The organism is Nocardia sp. NBC_01327 (genome assembly GCF_035958815.1).
In the GTDB taxonomy this organism is placed as follows: Bacteria; Actinomycetota; Actinomycetes; order Mycobacteriales; family Mycobacteriaceae; genus Nocardia.
The window spans coordinates 1,780,439-1,797,106 of the sequence record NZ_CP108383.1; the positions used below are offsets into that span (position 1 = coordinate 1,780,439).

Here is a 16,668-nt window from a genome sequence, read left to right on the forward strand (position 1 = left end):
GGTGGGTCAACCCTTTCCGGGGCAGCCGGTGTACAGCTCGTACTCGCCCGCACGTCCGTTCGTGGTGATGAGGGACGAAGGAATAGGGCGAAAAGTGAAGCACCGCAAGCCGAATCGGATCAAGGCCAGCACCTCCCTGTCACTGGTCGGCGCGGCCGCAGTGGTCAGCCTCCTGGGCACCCCCGCGAATGCGGCCCCCGCCGACCCGGGCGCGGTCCCGGCGGCCCCCGGACAGCAGCCGGGCGGCACGGACGGTCAGCCGGGCGCGACCGATGGTGGTCAGTCGCCGACGACCGACGCGCCGATCCCCGCCGACCCCAAGATCGGTTCGGTGCCGGCGCCCAAGCCGGATACCACCAAACCGGATGTCACGCAGCCGCAGCAGAGTCAGCCGGGTGTCACCACCCCCGGTTCGCCCAAGCCGGACACCACCGCGCCCGCGGGCAATGCCCCGTCGGACGGCACCACGCCCAAGCCCGATACGCAGCCGGCCGGCGTCGCACCGCAGGACGGTCCGAAGTCGAAGCCGACCCAGCCGGGTGTGACCGTGCCGCGCGTCGCTCCGCTGCCGGTGCCGGGCCAGACGGTGCCCGCGATTCCGGTGCAGGTGCCGGATAAGCCGAACCAGCAGACGATTCCGGGTCAGGCGAACCCGAACCAGCCTGCCAAGCCGGGTAATACCCAGCCGGATACCGTCGCCCCGACCCAGCCCGACACCACCTCGGTGGACACGCTGACCGGTGAGCCGACCGTGCAGAAGCCGCAGTGGCAGTCCCCGGCCGTCGAGACCGCCCCGGCCGCGCCGGTGGTCGCGATGACCGGGCCGCACACCGAGATCGGCGCCAATGTCGACGGTGGCGTCGCGCTGCCCGGCTGGGCGGCCAATACCCACCACTTCAGCAATCTGGACGGTTACGTCGGCACCATCGGCTACACCACGCCGGGCGGCACCGGTGAGGCCGGTGTGTCGATGGACTACACCACCGTCAACCAGATCAAGGTGACGGCCTTCGCCAGCGCGGGCGCCGGCGATGACCGCAAGCTCGAATTCGTGCTCGACAGCACCGGCGCCAATGCCGCCAAGGCGGACGCCGAGAACTTCGTGCGCCTGCTCCCCGGCGGCGGCACCATCCTGGACGCGCTCGGCCAGATTGGTAAGCTCCCGGAGGGTGATATCCCCGGCCAGACCACCGACGTCGGCGGTGTGACCACGCAGTTGGGCGGTTCGGTCCAGTACTGAGAAATACCGGCCGAATTTATTGCCGGCGAAGAGTTGAAATTCGGTGCCGGCAGGAGTTGAGTCGTCGCGTGGGGCGGTCGTAAACGACCGCCCCACGCGTGTGTGGCGAAAGGACGGGTGATGGATTCCGGCAAGGACGAGTCGGCGGACCGCCCGGAGGCCACTCCCGGCGCGGAACCGGCGCAACCGGAAGCGCAGGAGGGGTTCTCGGAGTCGCCGTTCGGGCCGGGGCCCGGGAGTGCCGGGTCGGAGTTCGGTCCGCCGATGTCGGAGTTCGGCCCGTCGCTCAATGAATTCGGCCCGCCGGTCTCGGTATTCGGGCCGACGACCGATACCTACGGGGTGCTGGGCAGCGACTTCGGTTCGCCGCTCAATGATTTCGGCCCGCCGCCGGGCGACTTCGGTCCCCCCGCGGAGGCCGGTGCGCCCGGGTGGACGCCGCCGGTGGTGCCGCCCAGTCCGGAGCTGGCCTGGCGGCCGGCCGACGGCGAGTACGCGACCGGCGATGATGCGTTGTACGGCAATGGATTCGGTGATCAGGACGACGTCGAGGAGACCGTCCGTCACAATGTCGAACCGGCCCCGCCCGCTCCGAAACCGTCGGCGGGCTGGGCTCGCGGCGGCGGCATCAGCACCGCCGCCTATGCCGGGCGGGAATCGGCGTGGCTGCGTTCCGCCGAGGCCGGAATGCCGTCGGCCGAATCGGAATCGGCTGCGCCGCAGCAGGAATCGCTGTCGTGGGCGGACGATCCCATCGGCCGGATGCTGATGCCCAAGAAGACCGAGCCGAAGCCGGAGTCGCTGTCCTGGTCGGACGATGAGATCGCGAAGCGCTTGGCTCCGAAATCCGCTGCGCCGCAGGATAAACCGAAGATCTCACGCAAGCCGATCCTGATCGGCGCCGGGGTCGTGGTGGTACTGGCCGCGGTCGCCGGGGTGGTGGTCGCCCTCACCGGCGGCAGTGACAAATCCGATTCGGTGTCCGCCGCCTCCAGCTCCGACGGCCTGGTGACGACCGCCGCCCCCACCACGGTGGCCGCGCTGAGCTGCCCGTCCAAGCGGGACGGCCCGCTCACCATCGGCAATGGCGCGGGCGGCACCGAGACCGGCGCGGATGCCATCCTCGGCTTCCAGCACGCCTTCTACGCCGACCGCAATGGCGTGAAGGCCCGCTCGTTCGTCGCTCCCGATGCCGCGAACGTATCCCAGGCCGACACCATCCAGCAGGCGATCAACGATGTGATCCCGATCGGCACCAGCTACTGCCTGCGCATCACCGACGCGGGCCCCGACGCCTACGACGCCGACCTCACCGAACACCGCCCCGACGGCACCACCACCGTCTACCGCCAGCACATCCTCACCGTGAACAAGGACGGCAAACACCTGATCTTCGCCATCGACGAGCGCTGACCCGCCCGGTTTCAGTCCGGGCGTGGTGTTGTCGGTCTCATTGGGCCGAATTCGTCCCATGATCTGAGACCCGGGTTTCACCTCGTGGTTTGGCTGTGACACAGTGGAATTTCGCATACCCCGGCGTTCCCTCGGAGGTTTCTCATGTCCGCGATGACTCCACCGCTGTCCCGCAGGCTCGACGGCCTGCAGAGTTCGGCGATTCGCGACCTGCTCAAACTCACCGCGCGCGCCGATATCATCAGCCTGGCCGGTGGTCTGCCGGATGCCGAGCTCATGCCGCGCGATCGCATTGCCGCGGCGGCCGAGGCGGCGCTGGCCGATCGGTCGGTGCTGCAGTACACCGAATCGCCGGGCTGGGGACCCCTGCGTGAGGTGCTCGCGGCGCGGGAGTCGGCGCGGCTGGGCCGCCCGGTGCCGGTGGACGAGGTCTTCGTCACGCACGGTTCGCAGCAGGCGCTGTCGCTGCTGGCCGAGGTGCTGCTCGATCCGGGTGCGCTGGTCGTGGTGGAGGATCCGGCGTATGTCGGTGCGCTGCAGGTGTTCCGGGCCGCCGGTGCGCGCATCGTCGCGGTTCCGCTGGACGGCGAGGGTATGCGCGTGGACGTCCTGCGGGAACTGCTGGCCGCGGGGGAGCGCCCGGCCTTCGTGCACACCGTCAGCAACTTCCACAATCCGGGTGGCGTCACCATGAGCGCGCAGCGCCGCGTGGAACTGGCGGAACTCGCGACGGCACACGGCTTCTGGGTCATCGAGGACGATCCGTACGGCGAACTCTGGTTCGACCAGCCCGCTCCCGCACCGGTGGCGACATACTCGCCCAATGTGATTCGCCTGTCCAGCGCCTCCAAGATCCTCGCTCCCAGCCTGCGCGTGGGCTGGATGGTCGCCTCGACCCAGGTGTGCCGCGCGGTGGAACTCCTCAAGCAGGGCGCCGACCTCTGCGGCTCCGCCCTCACCCAGCAGATCGCCGCCGACCTGCTGTCGGACACCGATTGGCTTGCCGCCCATATCGATTCGGTCCGCCGGGTCTACGGCGAGCGCGCCCGCGCCCTGGTCGGCGCCGTCCGCACCCGCTTCGGCGACCGCATCGCCACCACCGACGCCACCGGCGGCATGTTCGTCTGGGCCGACTTCACCGACGGCACCGACACCCAAGCCCTGCTCCCGCACGCCCTCGACGCCGGCGTCGCCTACGTCCCCGGCTCCGCCTTCGCCGTCACCACCGACTACACCCACTCCATGCGCCTGTGCTTCACCACCTCGGACACCACCGTCCTGGAAGAAGCCGTAGCCCGCCTGGCCAAGGCCCACGCCGCCGCCCCAGCCCGGGTCTAACCGTTCTGCCGCGGCATCCCCCCGCCGCCCTCAGCTCCTCGTCGGTGCTCAGGCCCAGTTGTAGGTGCGCTCGACGGCTTTGTTCCACTCGTGGAGAAGGTGGTCGCGGTCTGTGTCGGACATGGTTGAGTTCCAGCGTTTGTCCTCGGCCCAGTTGTCGCGGATGTCGTCGGGGGAGGCCCAGTAGCCGACGGCCAGACCCGCGGCGTAGGCCGCGCCGAGGGCGGTGGTCTCGGTGACGACCGGGCGCACCACGGGGGCGTCGAGAATGTCGGACTGGAACTGCATGAGCAGTTCGTTGATCACCATGCCGCCGTCGACCTTGAGGGTCACCTTCTCGACGTCGAGGTGCTGTGCGGCCGCATCCGCGCGCATCGCGTCGATGACCTCGCGGGTCTGGAATGCGGTGGCCTCCAACACCGCTCGCGCGATATGCCCGCGATTCACGAAGCGGGTCAGACCCGCGAATACGCCGCGGGCGTCGGGCCGCCAGCGCGGGGCGAACAGGCCCGAGAAGGCCGGGACGATGTAGCAGCCGCCATTGTCCTCGACGGTGCGGGCGAGCGGCTCGATCTCCTCGGCGGAGCCGATCATTCCCAGGTTGTCGCGCAGCCACTGCACCAGCGATCCGGTGACCGCGATGGACCCTTCGAGCGCGTACACGGCCGGTTGCTCGCCGAGCCGATAACACACCGTGGTCAGCAGCCCGTGCTCGCTGAATACCGGTGTGGTGCCGGTGTTCATGAGCATGAAATTGCCGGTGCCGTAGGTGTTCTTGGTATCGCCGGGGGACAGGCAGGCCTGCCCGAAGGTGGCCGCCTGCTGATCGCCGAGAATGCCCGCGATCGGCACGCCGGCCAGCGCGGTGGTGGTGATATCGCCGTACACCTCCGATGAGCTGCGAATGGTCGGCAGCATGGCCACGGGCACGCCGAAATCGGCGCAGATCTGCGGATCCCATTGCAGTGAGCGCAGATCCATCAGCATGGTGCGCGAGGCATTGGTGACATCGGTGAGGTGCTGACCGGTGAGATTCCACAGCACCCAGCTGTCGATGGTGCCGAAGCACAGCTCGCCGTCCTCGGCGCGCTGCCGTGCGCCCGGGACGTGATCGAGGATCCAGCGCAGTTTGGGCCCGGCGAAGTAGGTGGACAGCGGCAGCCCGGTGCGGTCGGCGTAGCGGTTCGGCCCGTCGGATCCGGCCAGCTCGACGGTGAGATCGGCGGTGCGGGTGTCCTGCCAGACGATGGCATGGTGAATCGGCTTGCCGCTGGCGCGTTCCCACACCACGGTGGTCTCGCGCTGATTGGTGACGCCGACCGCGGCGATATCGCCCGCCCCGATGCCGAGCTTGTCCAGCACCTCGGCGATGACGAGTTCGGTATTGCGCCAGATGGTTTCGGCATCGTGCTCGACCCAGCCCGGCTGCGGGAAGATCTGCTCGTGCTCACGCTGCGCGACCCCGGCGATGAGGCCGTGGTGATCGAAGACGATGCACCGGCTGGAGGTCGTACCGGAATCGATGGCAGCCACATATCGACGCATTCGAGCAGGCTACTCGCCGCGAATGCGCGCATGCCGCCATGACGCGCGCTGCCACGCACACCACACGGCGGGGTCGCACGGTGAGCCATTAGTGTGGACTACGGTTGCTCCCGAGTAGCTGAGCTTCGACCAGAGCGTCATCGATACGAGCGCCGCATCGTCGATACCGCGGCGGGCCGGAGGAGTCGAGCATGACGAAGAACCCGCGATCGCAGTTTCTGGGCCCCGAGCAGCGCGAGGAGGCCTGGGCGCGGCTGGGCAAGGACACCTTCGATGTGGTGGTGATCGGCGGTGGTGTGGTCGGCGCCGGCATTGCGCTCGATGCCGCCACCCGCGGCCTGGAGGTCGCACTCGTCGAGGCCCGTGACCTGGCCTCCGGCACCTCCAGCCGCTCGTCGAAGATGTTCCACGGCGGTCTGCGCTATCTGGAGATGATGGAGTTCGGGCTGGTGCGCGAGGCGCTGCACGAGCGGGAACTGTCGCTGTCCAAGCTGGCGCCGCATCTGGTGAAGCCGCTCAAGTTCCTGTACCCGCTCACCCATTACGGCTGGGAGCGCCCGTACGTGGCCGCCGGGCTGACCCTGTACGACACCATGGGCGGGTCGAAATCCGTTCCGGGACAGCATCATCTGACCAAGGCCGGGGCGCTGCGCCTGGCTCCCGGACTCAAGAGCTCGGCGCTGACCGGCGGTCTCACCTATTACGACACGGTGGTCGACGATGCGCGGCACACCATGACGCTGGCCCGCACCGCCGCCCACTACGGCGCGGTCATTCGCACGTCCACGCAGGTGGTCGGCTTCCTGCGGGAGGCGGATCGGGTGGTGGGCGTGAAGGTGCACGACAGTGAGGACGGCCGGCGGACCGAGGTGCGCGCCAGCGTCGTCATCAATGCGACCGGTGTGTGGACCGATGAACTGCAGTCTCTGGCGCATCAGCGCGGACGATTCCATGTGCGCGCGTCCAAGGGTGTGCATATTGTGGTCCCGCGCGACCGCATTGCCAGCGACACCTCGATCATTCTGCGCACCCCGACCTCGGTGCTGTTCGTCATTATGTGGGGCACCGATCACTGGCTGATCGGCACCACCGACACCGACTGGAATCTGGATCTCGCGCATCCGGCCGCCACCAAGAACGACATCGACTATCTGCTCGAACACGTCAATTCGGTGCTGGTCACGCCGCTCACGCACGCCGATATCACCGGCGTCTACGCGGGCCTGCGGCCGCTGCTGGCGGGGGAGAGCGATCAGACCTCCAAGCTGTCGCGCGAGCATGCCGTGGCCCGCATCGCGCCGGGCCTGGTCGCCATCGCGGGCGGTAAGTACACCACCTACCGCGTCATGGCCTACGACGCCGTCGATGAAGCGGCACAGGACATTCCGCGCCAGGTGCCGCCCACCATCACCGACAAGGTGCCGCTGCTCGGCGCGGACGGTTATCACGCGCTGCTGAATCAGACCCCGCACCTGGCCGAGAAGTACGGCGTCCACCCGTACCGAATCCAGCACCTGCTCAACAGGTACGGCTCGCTCATCGACGAGGTGCTCGGCCTCGCCGACGGCAAACCCGATCTGCTGCAACCGATCGAGGCGTCCCCCGGCTATCTGCAGGTCGAGGTGGTCTACGCGGCCGCCGCGGAAGCCGCCCTGCACCTGGAGGACATCCTCGCCCGCCGCACCCGCATCTCCATCGAGTACGCGCACCGCGGCGTCGACTGCGCCGACCAGGTGGCCCGTCTCGTCGCCCCGGTGCTCGGCTGGGACGAGGCCGAAACCGCCCGCGAGATAGCCACTTACGTCGCCCGCGTCACCGCCGAAATCGAATCTCAGACCCAACCCGACGACGCCTCGGCCGACGCCCTCCGCATTGCCGCCCCGGAACCGCGCCCGCAGATCCTGGAGCCGGTCCCGGTCGAAAACTAGCGCTCACCAAGACAACTGCGCGCCCTGCGATGAACTCGCCGGGCGCGCAGTTGTATTCGAGCCGAGACCTGCCGTACGCGGCGGCGCCGGCCGCGATTCCGCTAGCGGACCACCTTGTAGTTGTAGGCCATCGTGCCGAGCGGGGCCATCAGGCGAACCCAGAGGGGGAGCAGCATTTCCGTGGCGCGGGCGTTGGTGATGTCGCCGAGGTCGATGATGTCGCGCCAGCCGAATTCGCGGAGCAGTTGCAGGACGGTGGATTTGGCCTCGTCGCTATTACCGGAGACGAACATGGTGTGATCGCCGTCCGCCAGCTTCTCGGGGTATGCCATGACGTCGGCATTGACGGTATTGAGGGTCTTGACCACGTGGGCGTCCGGGAAGGCGCGCTGGATCTGCTCACCGAGCGAATCGGTATTGCAGACAGCCAGGGTGGGCGGGAAGCCGTCGGAGAAGTCGAGGGGATTGGCGATATCGATGAGCACCTTGCCCGCCAGATTCTCCGCGCCCGCACCCTGCAGCGCACTCACACTGACCTGACCGCCGGTGGCATTGATGACAACCTCCGCATGTGCGGCCGCCTCGGCCGAGGTACGCAGCGGCGCGGGGAACGGCTCCTCCGCCTTCGCCTCGGTGGCGGCCACATCGCGGGTGCCGATGACCACATCGTGTCCCAACTCCACCAGCCGCGCCGCGAGGGTGCGTCCCACCGATCCGGTGCCGACGATTCCGATCTTCATGCGGACAGAATAGGGCCGAATTCCGCAGCCCCATAGCCGGTTCCGCTACCGACGAACGGCGGAATACGGGGGTGGTGGGGCGTGGTTGGCCGCGCCCCACAGGCCTGTTCGGCCGTGCAGGTCGGATGGTGCGCGCAGGCCCGGAGCGAGGGTGTTGTGGGTCGGCCGGCGAATCCGGGAGCTGTGGTGCGGTAGGAATCAGTGGACGTCGGCGGTGGCGTCCTGCGCCGCCTGGCAGTCCGGGCACAATCCGTGCAGGGTCAGCCCCGCGTGCTCGGACAGGGCGAAGGAGCTGCCGAGGCTCGCCTGGGCCAGCGCGGTGCTCAAGCGGTCGGCGGGGACTTCGATCATGGTGGTGCACCGGGTGCAGATGGCGTGGTGGTGCGGATGGTCGGCCAAACCGTAGGTCGTGACGTGCTCGTCGAGCGTCAGCGCATGCAGCACGCCGACCTCGACCAGCGTCGATACCGTCCGGTACACCGTGGTCACGTCGACCTCGCGGCCCTGCTCGGTGAGGCGGCGATGGATCTGTCCCGCACTGAGATGCCCGATGGGCGGATCGGTATCCAGGACGCCCAGCACCGCCAATCGCGGTGTTGTACAACGTAATCCGCGCTCGCGCAGCATGGTGCGCACCCGGTCTTCGGAATGGCCGGGGGCGATGGTCCCGGATTCCGCTGCGCCGATTCGGTGGCCTGCTCCTGTCATGAGACCAGTGTTGCGCCCGATGCCGTTCACCGCCAACCGCTTGTTGCCATCGAGTTGCAACAAGAATCGGCCGAAGTTACCGTTGATTCGTTCGATTCCATCGGTTCCTGTGGGAGGGCGCACCATGACAACCACGGAGACCGGGCGGAAGCCTTCACGGCTCGAGGTCATTCGCACCGCACTGACCCGAGGGGAATGGGCGCGGGTCGCCGCCATGGTCGGGCTGATCGTCGCGCTGCATGTGATCGGCTGGGTCACCCTGGTGGCCATCGTCGCGCCGCACCATTTCAGCCTCGGCGACAAGACACTCGGCATCGGCGTCGGCCTGACCGCGTACACCCTCGGCCTGCGGCATGCCTTCGACGCCGACCACATCTCCGCGATCGACAACACCACCCGCAAACTCATGAACGACGGGCAGCGTCCGCTCTCGGTGGGATTCTTCTTCTCGCTCGGCCACTCCACCGTCGTCTTCGTGCTCGCGCTGCTGCTGTCGGTGGGGGTGAAGGCGGTGGTCGGACCGGTCCAGGACGATTCGTCCGCGCTGCACCACTACACCGGACTGATCGGCACGACCGTGTCGGGCACCTTCCTCTACATCATCGCGATCATCAATATCGTTGTCCTGGTGGGGATCCTGCGCGTCTTCCGGAATATGCGATCCGGCCGATACGACGAGGCCGAACTCGAGAAGCAGCTCGACAATCGCGGCTTCATGAACCGCTTCTTCGGCGGAGCCATGAAGTCGATCACCAAGCCCTGGCAGATGTACCCCGTAGGCATCCTTTTCGGCCTCGGCTTCGATACCGCCACCGAGGTGGCCCTGCTCGTCCTGGCCGGCACCAGCGCCGCCGCCGGCCTGCCCTGGTACGCAATCCTCTGTCTGCCGGTCCTTTTCGCCGCCGGTATGAGCCTGCTCGATACCATCGACGGCTCGTTCATGAACTTCGCCTACGGCTGGGCCTTCTCCAAACCGGTCCGCAAGGTCTACTACAACATCACCATCACCGGCCTGTCCGTCGCCGTGGCCCTCATCATCGGCACCGTCGAACTGCTGGGCCTGCTCGCCGATCAACTCGGCTGGTCCGGCGGCATCTGGGACTGGATAGGCGGCCTGAACCTCAATGTCCTCGGCTTCGTCATCGTCGGCCTGTTCGTCCTGACCTGGGTTGCCGCGCTGCTCATTTGGCGTTTCGGCCGTATCGAGGAGAAGTGGTCCGTCGCACTGGCGGATCGGGAGGCGCTGTGACGCCGACATATATGCCATTCCTGGAGGAATGTCTATATCCGCCACGGTAGTTTTTTTCACTCCTGTGGACAGAGGTCCAGTCCTATCGGCGGGGCTTCGGCACGCCTGTGGCAGGTCGTCGGAGTGTCGGTCGGACGGGTGGCGGCGATCGTGGTACCTCCAGATGCGCTGGACAAGCGACTATCTCGCGATATCGGCTGCTCACGCGCCTGTCTCGGTGACCGAGTGGCGGTCGGGTAAAGGCTCGTTCAGGGTGTCAAAAAATCTGCACTCTCGGGTATAGACAACTGACGTTCTCCGTTGTACTGTCTCTCTTGTTCGACAAACAGCAAGTAGCAAGTCAAGGGCCCGGGAGAGGTATTCCCGGAGAAGTTGGTTCGGCCGTCCCCTGCCGGTGGGAGAAGTATTCGATCGTGGCAGGACCGCAGGAGGGGACGAAGAACGCCGCGAAGAGCGCCGGGAGTCCCTCGGGATTCTCGAAGCGGGACCGTGCCGGGAATTCGGGTGCGGGGGTGCGCAATCTGCGAGCCGGGAGGTGGTCCACGAGCACATACGTACGCAATACGCGTCCCTGTCAACACGTTCGGACGCGGTGTCAATCGCCGGCCTCACCGGCCGGTAACCGAAATTGAGTCAACCCCTTCGTAAGTCAAGCCCTTCGTAAGAACCTCGGGCCCCGGCGCACTGCGCCGGGGCCCGAAGGCATTGGGATGGCGATGGAAATCCGGCGTGGACTATGTGCTGGGCGGTGCGGGCTGGCAGCGCGGGCAGAAGTAGATGCCGCGGTCGGCGCGGGGTAGAGCCGGATCATCGGCGAGCAGATGGACGAGCATGGTGGTGCCGCAGCGGCGGCAGGGGCGGCGTTGGCGGCCGTAAGCCAGTGCGCGCCAGGGTGGTTGGTGTGCGGCCTGGGTGAGTACCCGATGGGCTTCGTCGACCAGGGCGGGCAGGTCGGCGAGGTCGCCGACCGGTGTCGCGGGATGGACGCGGCCCAGGAAGCAGATTTCGCTGCGGTAGATATTGCCGATTCCCGCGAGATTTCGCTGGTCCAGCAAAGCCGAACCGATGGGCTGCTCCGGCTTTCCGGACAGTCGGCGGACTGCTTCAGCGGTATCCCAGTTCGGGCCCAGGAGATCCGGGCCGAGATGGTCGACGGCGGTGTGCTCGTCGGCGCGGCGCAGCACTTCGACCAGGCCGAGGGCGAAACCTACGGCTTCCGAGTCCGCGGTGGCGAGGATCAGGCGGGCGGTGAAACCCGGTTTGGTCCAGCGCTGTCCGGGGGTGTAGACCCGCCATACGCCCTCCATCTTCAGATGGGTGTGAATGCTGAGTCCGGGAGTGCGCACGAACAGGTGCTTGCCGTAGCTGCCCACGCTCTCCACCGGCTCGCCGCGCAGGTCGAGGGTGGCGTACTTCGGCACGCGGAAGTCGCTGCGGGTCAGTGTCTTTCCGTCCAGGGCGCGGCGCAGGCGCGCTGCCGCCAGGAAGACGGTATCGCCCTCAGGCATGGCGAAGTCGCCGGTTCACGGGCGGCTCCGCAGCCGGAAACCCTTGGGGGTGGCGGCGAAACCGGCCTGGGTGAGGAAGCCTGCGAAGGTATTGCCGTGCACGGACTCACCGTTCACCCGGTCGATGACCAGCGAATCGACACGCCGATCGTGCACCAGCCCCGCCAGGGCCGTGGCCGCCGCCGTCCGGGCCGCGGGATCCTCGGTGAAGGTCAGCAGCGTTTTGCCCCCGCGCTCCAGATACAGCGCGAGCTCGCCGTCCACCAGCACCACCAGCGCACCCGCCTTGCGGCCCGGCCGATGCCCCGCACCCTCGACCGCCGACTTCGGCCAAGGTAGCGCCGCCCCATACGAATTCGCCGGATCACAGGCCGCCAGCACCAGCGACTTCCCGGCGGAGTGGCTCCCGCCCTGGCCGGGCCGGCTCTCGCCGGGGCGAGCGTCGCCCTCGTCGGCGCTGTGCGGCCGATCGCTGTCGAACGACCGCAGCCGGTCCACCACATCCGTCGTCGAAAACTGCGCCCCACCCAGCGAATCCACGAAATACCCGCGCCGGCACCGCCCCCGGTCCTCGAACTCGGTGAGCACCCGATACATCAGCGCGAACCCGCCCCGCACACCCTCGCTCTGCACCGACCCCTTGGTCAGCACCCCGTACCGCTCCAGCAGCACATCCGCCGTGGCATGCGCCCGCACCGTATTGTCGGCCACCCGTTCCGGCAGCAGCGCCCACCGCCCCGCCACACTGGGCGGACTCGTCCGCGCCGGAATCCCCGTGCGCGGCAGATACATCCGCCCCCGCGGAGCCCGCCGCGGGGTCCGATGCGCCGTCGAAGTCCGCGCCGTCCCCGCCAGCAGCGCCCGCACCGGCGCGAACGTATCCCCGCCGATGTACCCCGCCCAGGCCAACTCCCACAGCGCGGTGACCACCGCACCCTCGTCCTCCACCCCACTGGCATCAACCAGCTGCCGGAAGAAGTACGCGCCACCCCCGGCCATATCCACCACCTGGAACCCGGACCCCGTTGCGAGCGACCCGGCCTTCCGCCGACCGGGTGCGACTCCGTCGGCATCCTGCCCTGCCTGTGGCGTAGTCGCGGAGGCGTCGGCCGGGCCGGTGATCACGGCGGGATCGGCTGCCTCGGGAGATGGGGTGCCACCGATTACGGTGGCGCCCAAGGCCATCAGGAGGCTGATGTGGATTTCGGTGAGGTCGAGGTCGTCGGGTGGGGGGAGGGTGACGGCGGCCTGGTCGGCGGGGTGCAGGGCGATCCAGCCGTCTTTGGCGGTGATCGAGCCGTGACCGGACCACAGCACCTCGCCGGTGGCCATGAGTTCGTCGAGCATGGCGGGGGAGTAGTCGCGGATGCGGGCGGGGAGAATGAGCGATTCCCAGGCCGAGGCCGGGATCGGCACGCCCGCAAGCTGTTCCACGACGGCGGCGACGCCGTCTACTCCGCGCAGTTCGCCGGTGCCGATGTGCTGCCAGGCCGGGAGGAAGCGCGCCAGGGCTGCGGTGGCGACCGGTTCCACCTCCTTGCGGGCCGCGGCCAGGGACCGGCGGCGCAGGCGGCGCAGCACCTCGCTGTCGCACCATTCGGACCCGGCGGAACCCGGCGTGAATTCGCCTTCCACCACACGCTTTTCGAGAGCCAGTCGATGCAGGCCGGTGGCGACCACCGCGGTGCCCAGCCCGAATCGGTGCGCGGCCGCGGTCAGCGTGAACGGACCGTGGGTCCGGGCATACCGGCCGATCAGATCGCCGAGCGGATCGGCGACCGGCTCGATGAAGGCGGCCGGAACACCGATGGGCAGTGGCACACCCAGTGCATCCCGCAGCCGGGCCGCATCCTCGACCGCCACCCACCACCGCGAGCCCGCGAAGGAAACCTCCAGGGCCCGATGGGCTTTCACCAGTTCGGCGAACCACGGTCGCGGATCGTCGGTGCAGCGCTCAGCGGCTTCCTCGGCGGTGAGCGGCCCGAGCAGCCGCAACAGATCGGCCAGCCCCTCCATATCCCGCGCATGCCGCTCCGGCGTCAGCCGCTGCAATTCCCGCTCGGTCTGCTCCAGGACCGCGGCATCGAGCAGTTCCCGCAGCTCCACCCGCCCCAGCAGCTCCGCCAGCAGGCTGGAGTCCAGTGACAGCGCCGCCGCCCGCCGCTCCGCGAGCGGACTGTCGCCCTCGTACATGAACTGCCCGATGTAATCGAACAGCAGCGAGTTCGCGAACGGCGACGGCGTGGCCGTCTCGACCTCCACCAGGCGCACCTGCCGGCGCGCCACCCGGCTCAGCAGATCGCGCAGCGAGGGCAGGTCGTACACATCCTGCAGGCACTCCCGCACCGTCTCCAGCAGGATCGGGAACTCCGGGAATTTCCTTGCCACATCCAGCAATTGCGCGGCCCGCTGCCGCTGCTGCCACAGCGGCGCCCGCTTGCCGGGATCCCGGCGCGGCAGCAGCAGCGCCCGCGCCGCGCACTCCCGGAATCGCGAGGCGAACAGCGCCGACCCGCCCACCTGCTCGGTCACCACATCGTCGATCTCATCGGGCTCGAACACGAACAACTCCGCCCCCGGCGGATCGTCCGTGGTGTCCGGCAGTCGCACCACGATCCCGTCATCCGAAGCCGTGGGCGCCGCATCCACCCCGAACCGCTCCCGCAGCCGCGCCCCCACCGCCAGCGCCCACGGCGCATGCACCGGCAACCCGTACGGCGAATGCAACACCACCCGCCAATCCCCGAGCTCATCGCGGAACCGCTCCACCAGCAGCGTCCGATCCGTCGGCAACTGCCCCGTGGCCACCCGCTGCTCCTGCAGCAGCGCAACCAGATTCGCCGTCGCATTCGAATCCAGCCCCGCCGCGGCAGTGACCCGCTCCAACTCGGTCTCCGGTCGAGCCACCTTCGCGTGACCTGTCGACTTGCTGCCGCCCTGCCCATTTCGCTTGCTGCGGGAGTCCTTCGTTTCTGCGCCGTGGGGGAGTTCCTGCAGAGCCGTGCCTAGTTGAACGGGATCCGCACTATTGGCCCGCACGGTGGTCGAGCGCACTGCTCCCGTGCCGTGCTGCTCCACCGCCTTACCGGCCGTGCGGACGAATTCGCCTAGGGCCGCGCCCAATTCGGCGGGGCGGCCGAGGGAGTCGCCGTGCCAGAAGGGGAGGCGGCCGGGGAGGCCGAAGGCGGGGGTGACGAGGACCCGGTCGAAGGTGATCTCCTCTATGCGCCAGCTGGTGGCGCCGAGGGCGAAGACGTCGCCTACGCGGGACTCGTAGACCATCTCCTCGTCGAGTTCGCCTACCCGGGAGGCTTTTTCGCCGACCATGAAGACCGGGAAGAGACCGCGATCGGGAATGGCGCCGCCGGAGGTGACGGCCAGGCGCTGGGCGCCGGGGCGGCCGGTGAGGGTGCCCGCGTCGCGGTCCCACACGATTCGGGGCCGGAGCTCGGCGAATTCGTCGGAGGGGTAGCGACCGGCGAGGAGATCGAGCACCGAATCGTAGGCCGAACGGGGGAGGGCGCCATAGCTTCCCGTGCTGCGCACCGTCTCGAACCAGCTCTCGGCGTCGATGGCCTCCAGTGCGCACGCCGCGACGGTTTGCTGGGCGAGGATATCGAGCGGATGCAGCGGAATCTTCAATTCCTCGATCTGCCCGGCGGTCATCCGCTGCGAGGCCACCGCGCAGTGGATGACATCGGTGCGATGCTTCGGGAAGATCACTCCGCGCGAGATCTCACCGACCTGATGCCCGGCCCGGCCCACCCGCTGCAGGCCGCTGGCAACCGAGGGCGGCGCCTCCACCTGCACCACCAATTCGACCGCGCCCATATCGATTCCGAGCTCCAGGCTGCTGGTCGCGACCACACAGCGCAGCCGCCCGCTCTTGAGATCATCCTCGATGAGCGCCCGCTGCTCCTTGCTCACCGAACCGTGATGCGCGCGCGCCAGCAGCGGCGGCGCACCGTGAATCACCTCGGTGGACGCACCCAATTGCGCGGGCGGCGCATGCTCGGTGTCCACCTCCGCGCCGATGCGCCCGGCGTACTCCTCGTTCAACCGCGCGGTCAGCCGCTCCGCCAGCCGCCGCGAATTCGCGAACACGATGGAGGATCGATACTTGAGCACCAGATCGACGATAGCCTCGTCCACATGCGGCCAGATGGAGCCCGGCTGATCCGAATCCTCCGCGCCCGCATCGGGTTCGGTCATATCCGCGACCGGCACCCGCACCGACAGATCGAAGGTCTTGGGCGCGGGCGGATTCACAATGGTGATCGGCGCGCTACCGACCAGGAACCGCCCCACCTCCGCCGGTGGCCGCACCGTCGCCGACAGCCCGATCCGCTGCGCGGGACGTTCGAACCCGGGCGAGGCGGCCCGCAGCGCATCCAGCCGGGCCAGCGAAAGCGCCAGGTGCGCACCGCGTTTGGACCCGGCGATGGCGTGCACCTCGTCCACGATCACGGTGTGCACCTCGCTCAGCGTCTCCCGCGCCGCAGAGGTGAGCATGAGGAACAGTGATTCCGGCGTGGTGATCAGAATGTCCGGCGGCGTGCGCAGCAACCCGCGCCGATCGGCCGGACTGGTATCACCGGACCGCACCCCCACGCTGATCTCCGGGGCGGGCAATTCCAGCCGTTTGGCCGTTTGCGTGATCCCCACGAGCGGCGCCCGCAGATTGCGCTCCACATCCACGGCGAGGGCCTTCAGCGGCGAGATGTACAACACCGAGGTCTTGCGCTTCTCGCCCTTGGCTTTGGGCGGCGCCGGCTCCCGGGTGGCCAGCCGGTCGATGGCCCACAGGAATGCCGACAGCGTCTTACCGGACCCGGTGGGCGCGACGACCAGGGTGTGCTCGCCCGCCGCAATGGCCTGCCAGGCCCCCAGCTGGGCGGCCGTCGGCGCCGGGAAGGCGCCGTCGAACCACTGCCGGGTGGCGGGAGAGAACCGATCCATCGCCCCAGTCTGCACCCGCCCACCGACAGTCCCGGGGATC

Annotated in this window: 10 protein-coding genes; 5 read left to right on the forward strand and 5 right to left on the reverse strand. The window is 68.4% G+C overall.

Features of this window, described 5'->3' with window-relative positions; translation table 11 throughout:
• Positions 1-94 precede the first annotated feature (94 nt).
• From OG326_RS07655 to OG326_RS07665, 3 genes are all read left to right on the forward strand, one after another.
• Positions 95-1,240 carry a hypothetical protein gene (locus tag OG326_RS07655; protein WP_327143904.1) on the forward strand — a complete coding sequence of 382 codons (1,146 nt, stop codon included), beginning with the start codon at positions 95-97 and terminating at the stop codon, positions 1,238-1,240.
• Between the two features lie 120 nt (positions 1,241-1,360).
• On the forward strand, positions 1,361-2,653 hold the full coding sequence (locus tag OG326_RS07660) for a hypothetical protein (protein ID WP_327143905.1): 1,293 nt from the start codon (positions 1,361-1,363) through the stop codon (positions 2,651-2,653).
• Between the two features lie 144 nt (positions 2,654-2,797).
• Positions 2,798-3,991, forward strand: coding sequence for an aminotransferase-like domain-containing protein (locus OG326_RS07665; RefSeq protein WP_327143906.1), 1,194 nt, complete (start codon positions 2,798-2,800; stop codon positions 3,989-3,991).
• 48 nt (positions 3,992-4,039) lie between these two features.
• On the opposite strand, the gene glpK is transcribed toward OG326_RS07665, so the two are convergent.
• Positions 4,040-5,536 carry a glycerol kinase GlpK gene (gene glpK, locus OG326_RS07670; RefSeq protein WP_327143907.1) on the reverse strand — a complete coding sequence of 499 codons (1,497 nt, stop codon included), beginning with the start codon at positions 5,534-5,536 and terminating at the stop codon, positions 4,040-4,042.
• Between the two features lie 191 nt (positions 5,537-5,727).
• Here glpK and glpD point away from each other — a divergent pair, with 191 nt between their 5' ends.
• Positions 5,728-7,464, forward strand: a complete 1,737-nt coding sequence (gene glpD, locus OG326_RS07675) for a glycerol-3-phosphate dehydrogenase (protein WP_327143908.1) — start codon at positions 5,728-5,730, stop codon at positions 7,462-7,464.
• 101 nt (positions 7,465-7,565) lie between these two features.
• On the opposite strand, the gene OG326_RS07680 is transcribed toward glpD, so the two are convergent.
• Positions 7,566-8,204: an NADPH-dependent F420 reductase gene (locus OG326_RS07680; RefSeq protein ID WP_327143909.1), complete on the reverse strand. Its 639-nt coding sequence runs from the start codon at positions 8,202-8,204 to the stop codon at positions 7,566-7,568.
• A gap of 198 nt (positions 8,205-8,402) precedes the next feature.
• Entirely contained in the window at positions 8,403-8,912 is a 510-nt protein-coding gene (locus OG326_RS07685) for a Fur family transcriptional regulator (protein WP_327143910.1), read from the reverse strand.
• A 124-nt stretch (positions 8,913-9,036) separates the two neighbouring features.
• On the opposite strand from OG326_RS07685, the gene OG326_RS07690 reads away from it, so the two are divergent.
• A complete protein-coding gene (locus OG326_RS07690) occupies positions 9,037-10,161 on the forward strand; it encodes a HoxN/HupN/NixA family nickel/cobalt transporter (protein ID WP_327143911.1) in 1,125 nt (374 codons plus the stop codon).
• Between the two features lie 734 nt (positions 10,162-10,895).
• On the opposite strand, the gene OG326_RS07695 is transcribed toward OG326_RS07690, so the two are convergent.
• Entirely contained in the window at positions 10,896-11,669 is a 774-nt protein-coding gene (locus OG326_RS07695) for a DNA-formamidopyrimidine glycosylase family protein (RefSeq protein WP_327143912.1), read from the reverse strand.
• Between the two features lie 15 nt (positions 11,670-11,684).
• Positions 11,685-16,628: an ATP-dependent helicase gene (locus OG326_RS07700; RefSeq protein ID WP_327143913.1), complete on the reverse strand. Its 4,944-nt coding sequence runs from the start codon at positions 16,626-16,628 to the stop codon at positions 11,685-11,687.
• Between the last annotated feature and the right edge of the window lie 40 nt (positions 16,629-16,668).

Bases quoted from the DNA above. Each gene is read 5' to 3' on its own strand.
- OG326_RS07695 (WP_327143912.1), bottom strand. From the start codon at position 11,669: ATGCCTGAGGGCGATACCGTCTTCCTGGCGGCAGCGCGCCTGCGCCGC.
- OG326_RS07680 (WP_327143909.1), bottom strand. From the start codon at position 8,204: ATGAAGATCGGAATCGTCGGCACCGGATCGGTGGGACGCACCCTCGCG.
- OG326_RS07685 (WP_327143910.1), bottom strand. From the start codon at position 8,912: ATGACAGGAGCAGGCCACCGAATCGGCGCAGCGGAATCCGGGACCATC.
- OG326_RS07660 (WP_327143905.1), top strand. From the start codon at position 1,361: ATGGATTCCGGCAAGGACGAGTCGGCGGACCGCCCGGAGGCCACTCCC.
- OG326_RS07665 (WP_327143906.1), top strand. From the start codon at position 2,798: ATGTCCGCGATGACTCCACCGCTGTCCCGCAGGCTCGACGGCCTGCAG.
- glpK (WP_327143907.1), bottom strand. From the start codon at position 5,536: ATGCGTCGATATGTGGCTGCCATCGATTCCGGTACGACCTCCAGCCGG.
- glpD (WP_327143908.1), top strand. From the start codon at position 5,728: ATGACGAAGAACCCGCGATCGCAGTTTCTGGGCCCCGAGCAGCGCGAG.
- OG326_RS07690 (WP_327143911.1), top strand. From the start codon at position 9,037: ATGACAACCACGGAGACCGGGCGGAAGCCTTCACGGCTCGAGGTCATT.
- OG326_RS07700 (WP_327143913.1), bottom strand. From the start codon at position 16,628: ATGGATCGGTTCTCTCCCGCCACCCGGCAGTGGTTCGACGGCGCCTTC.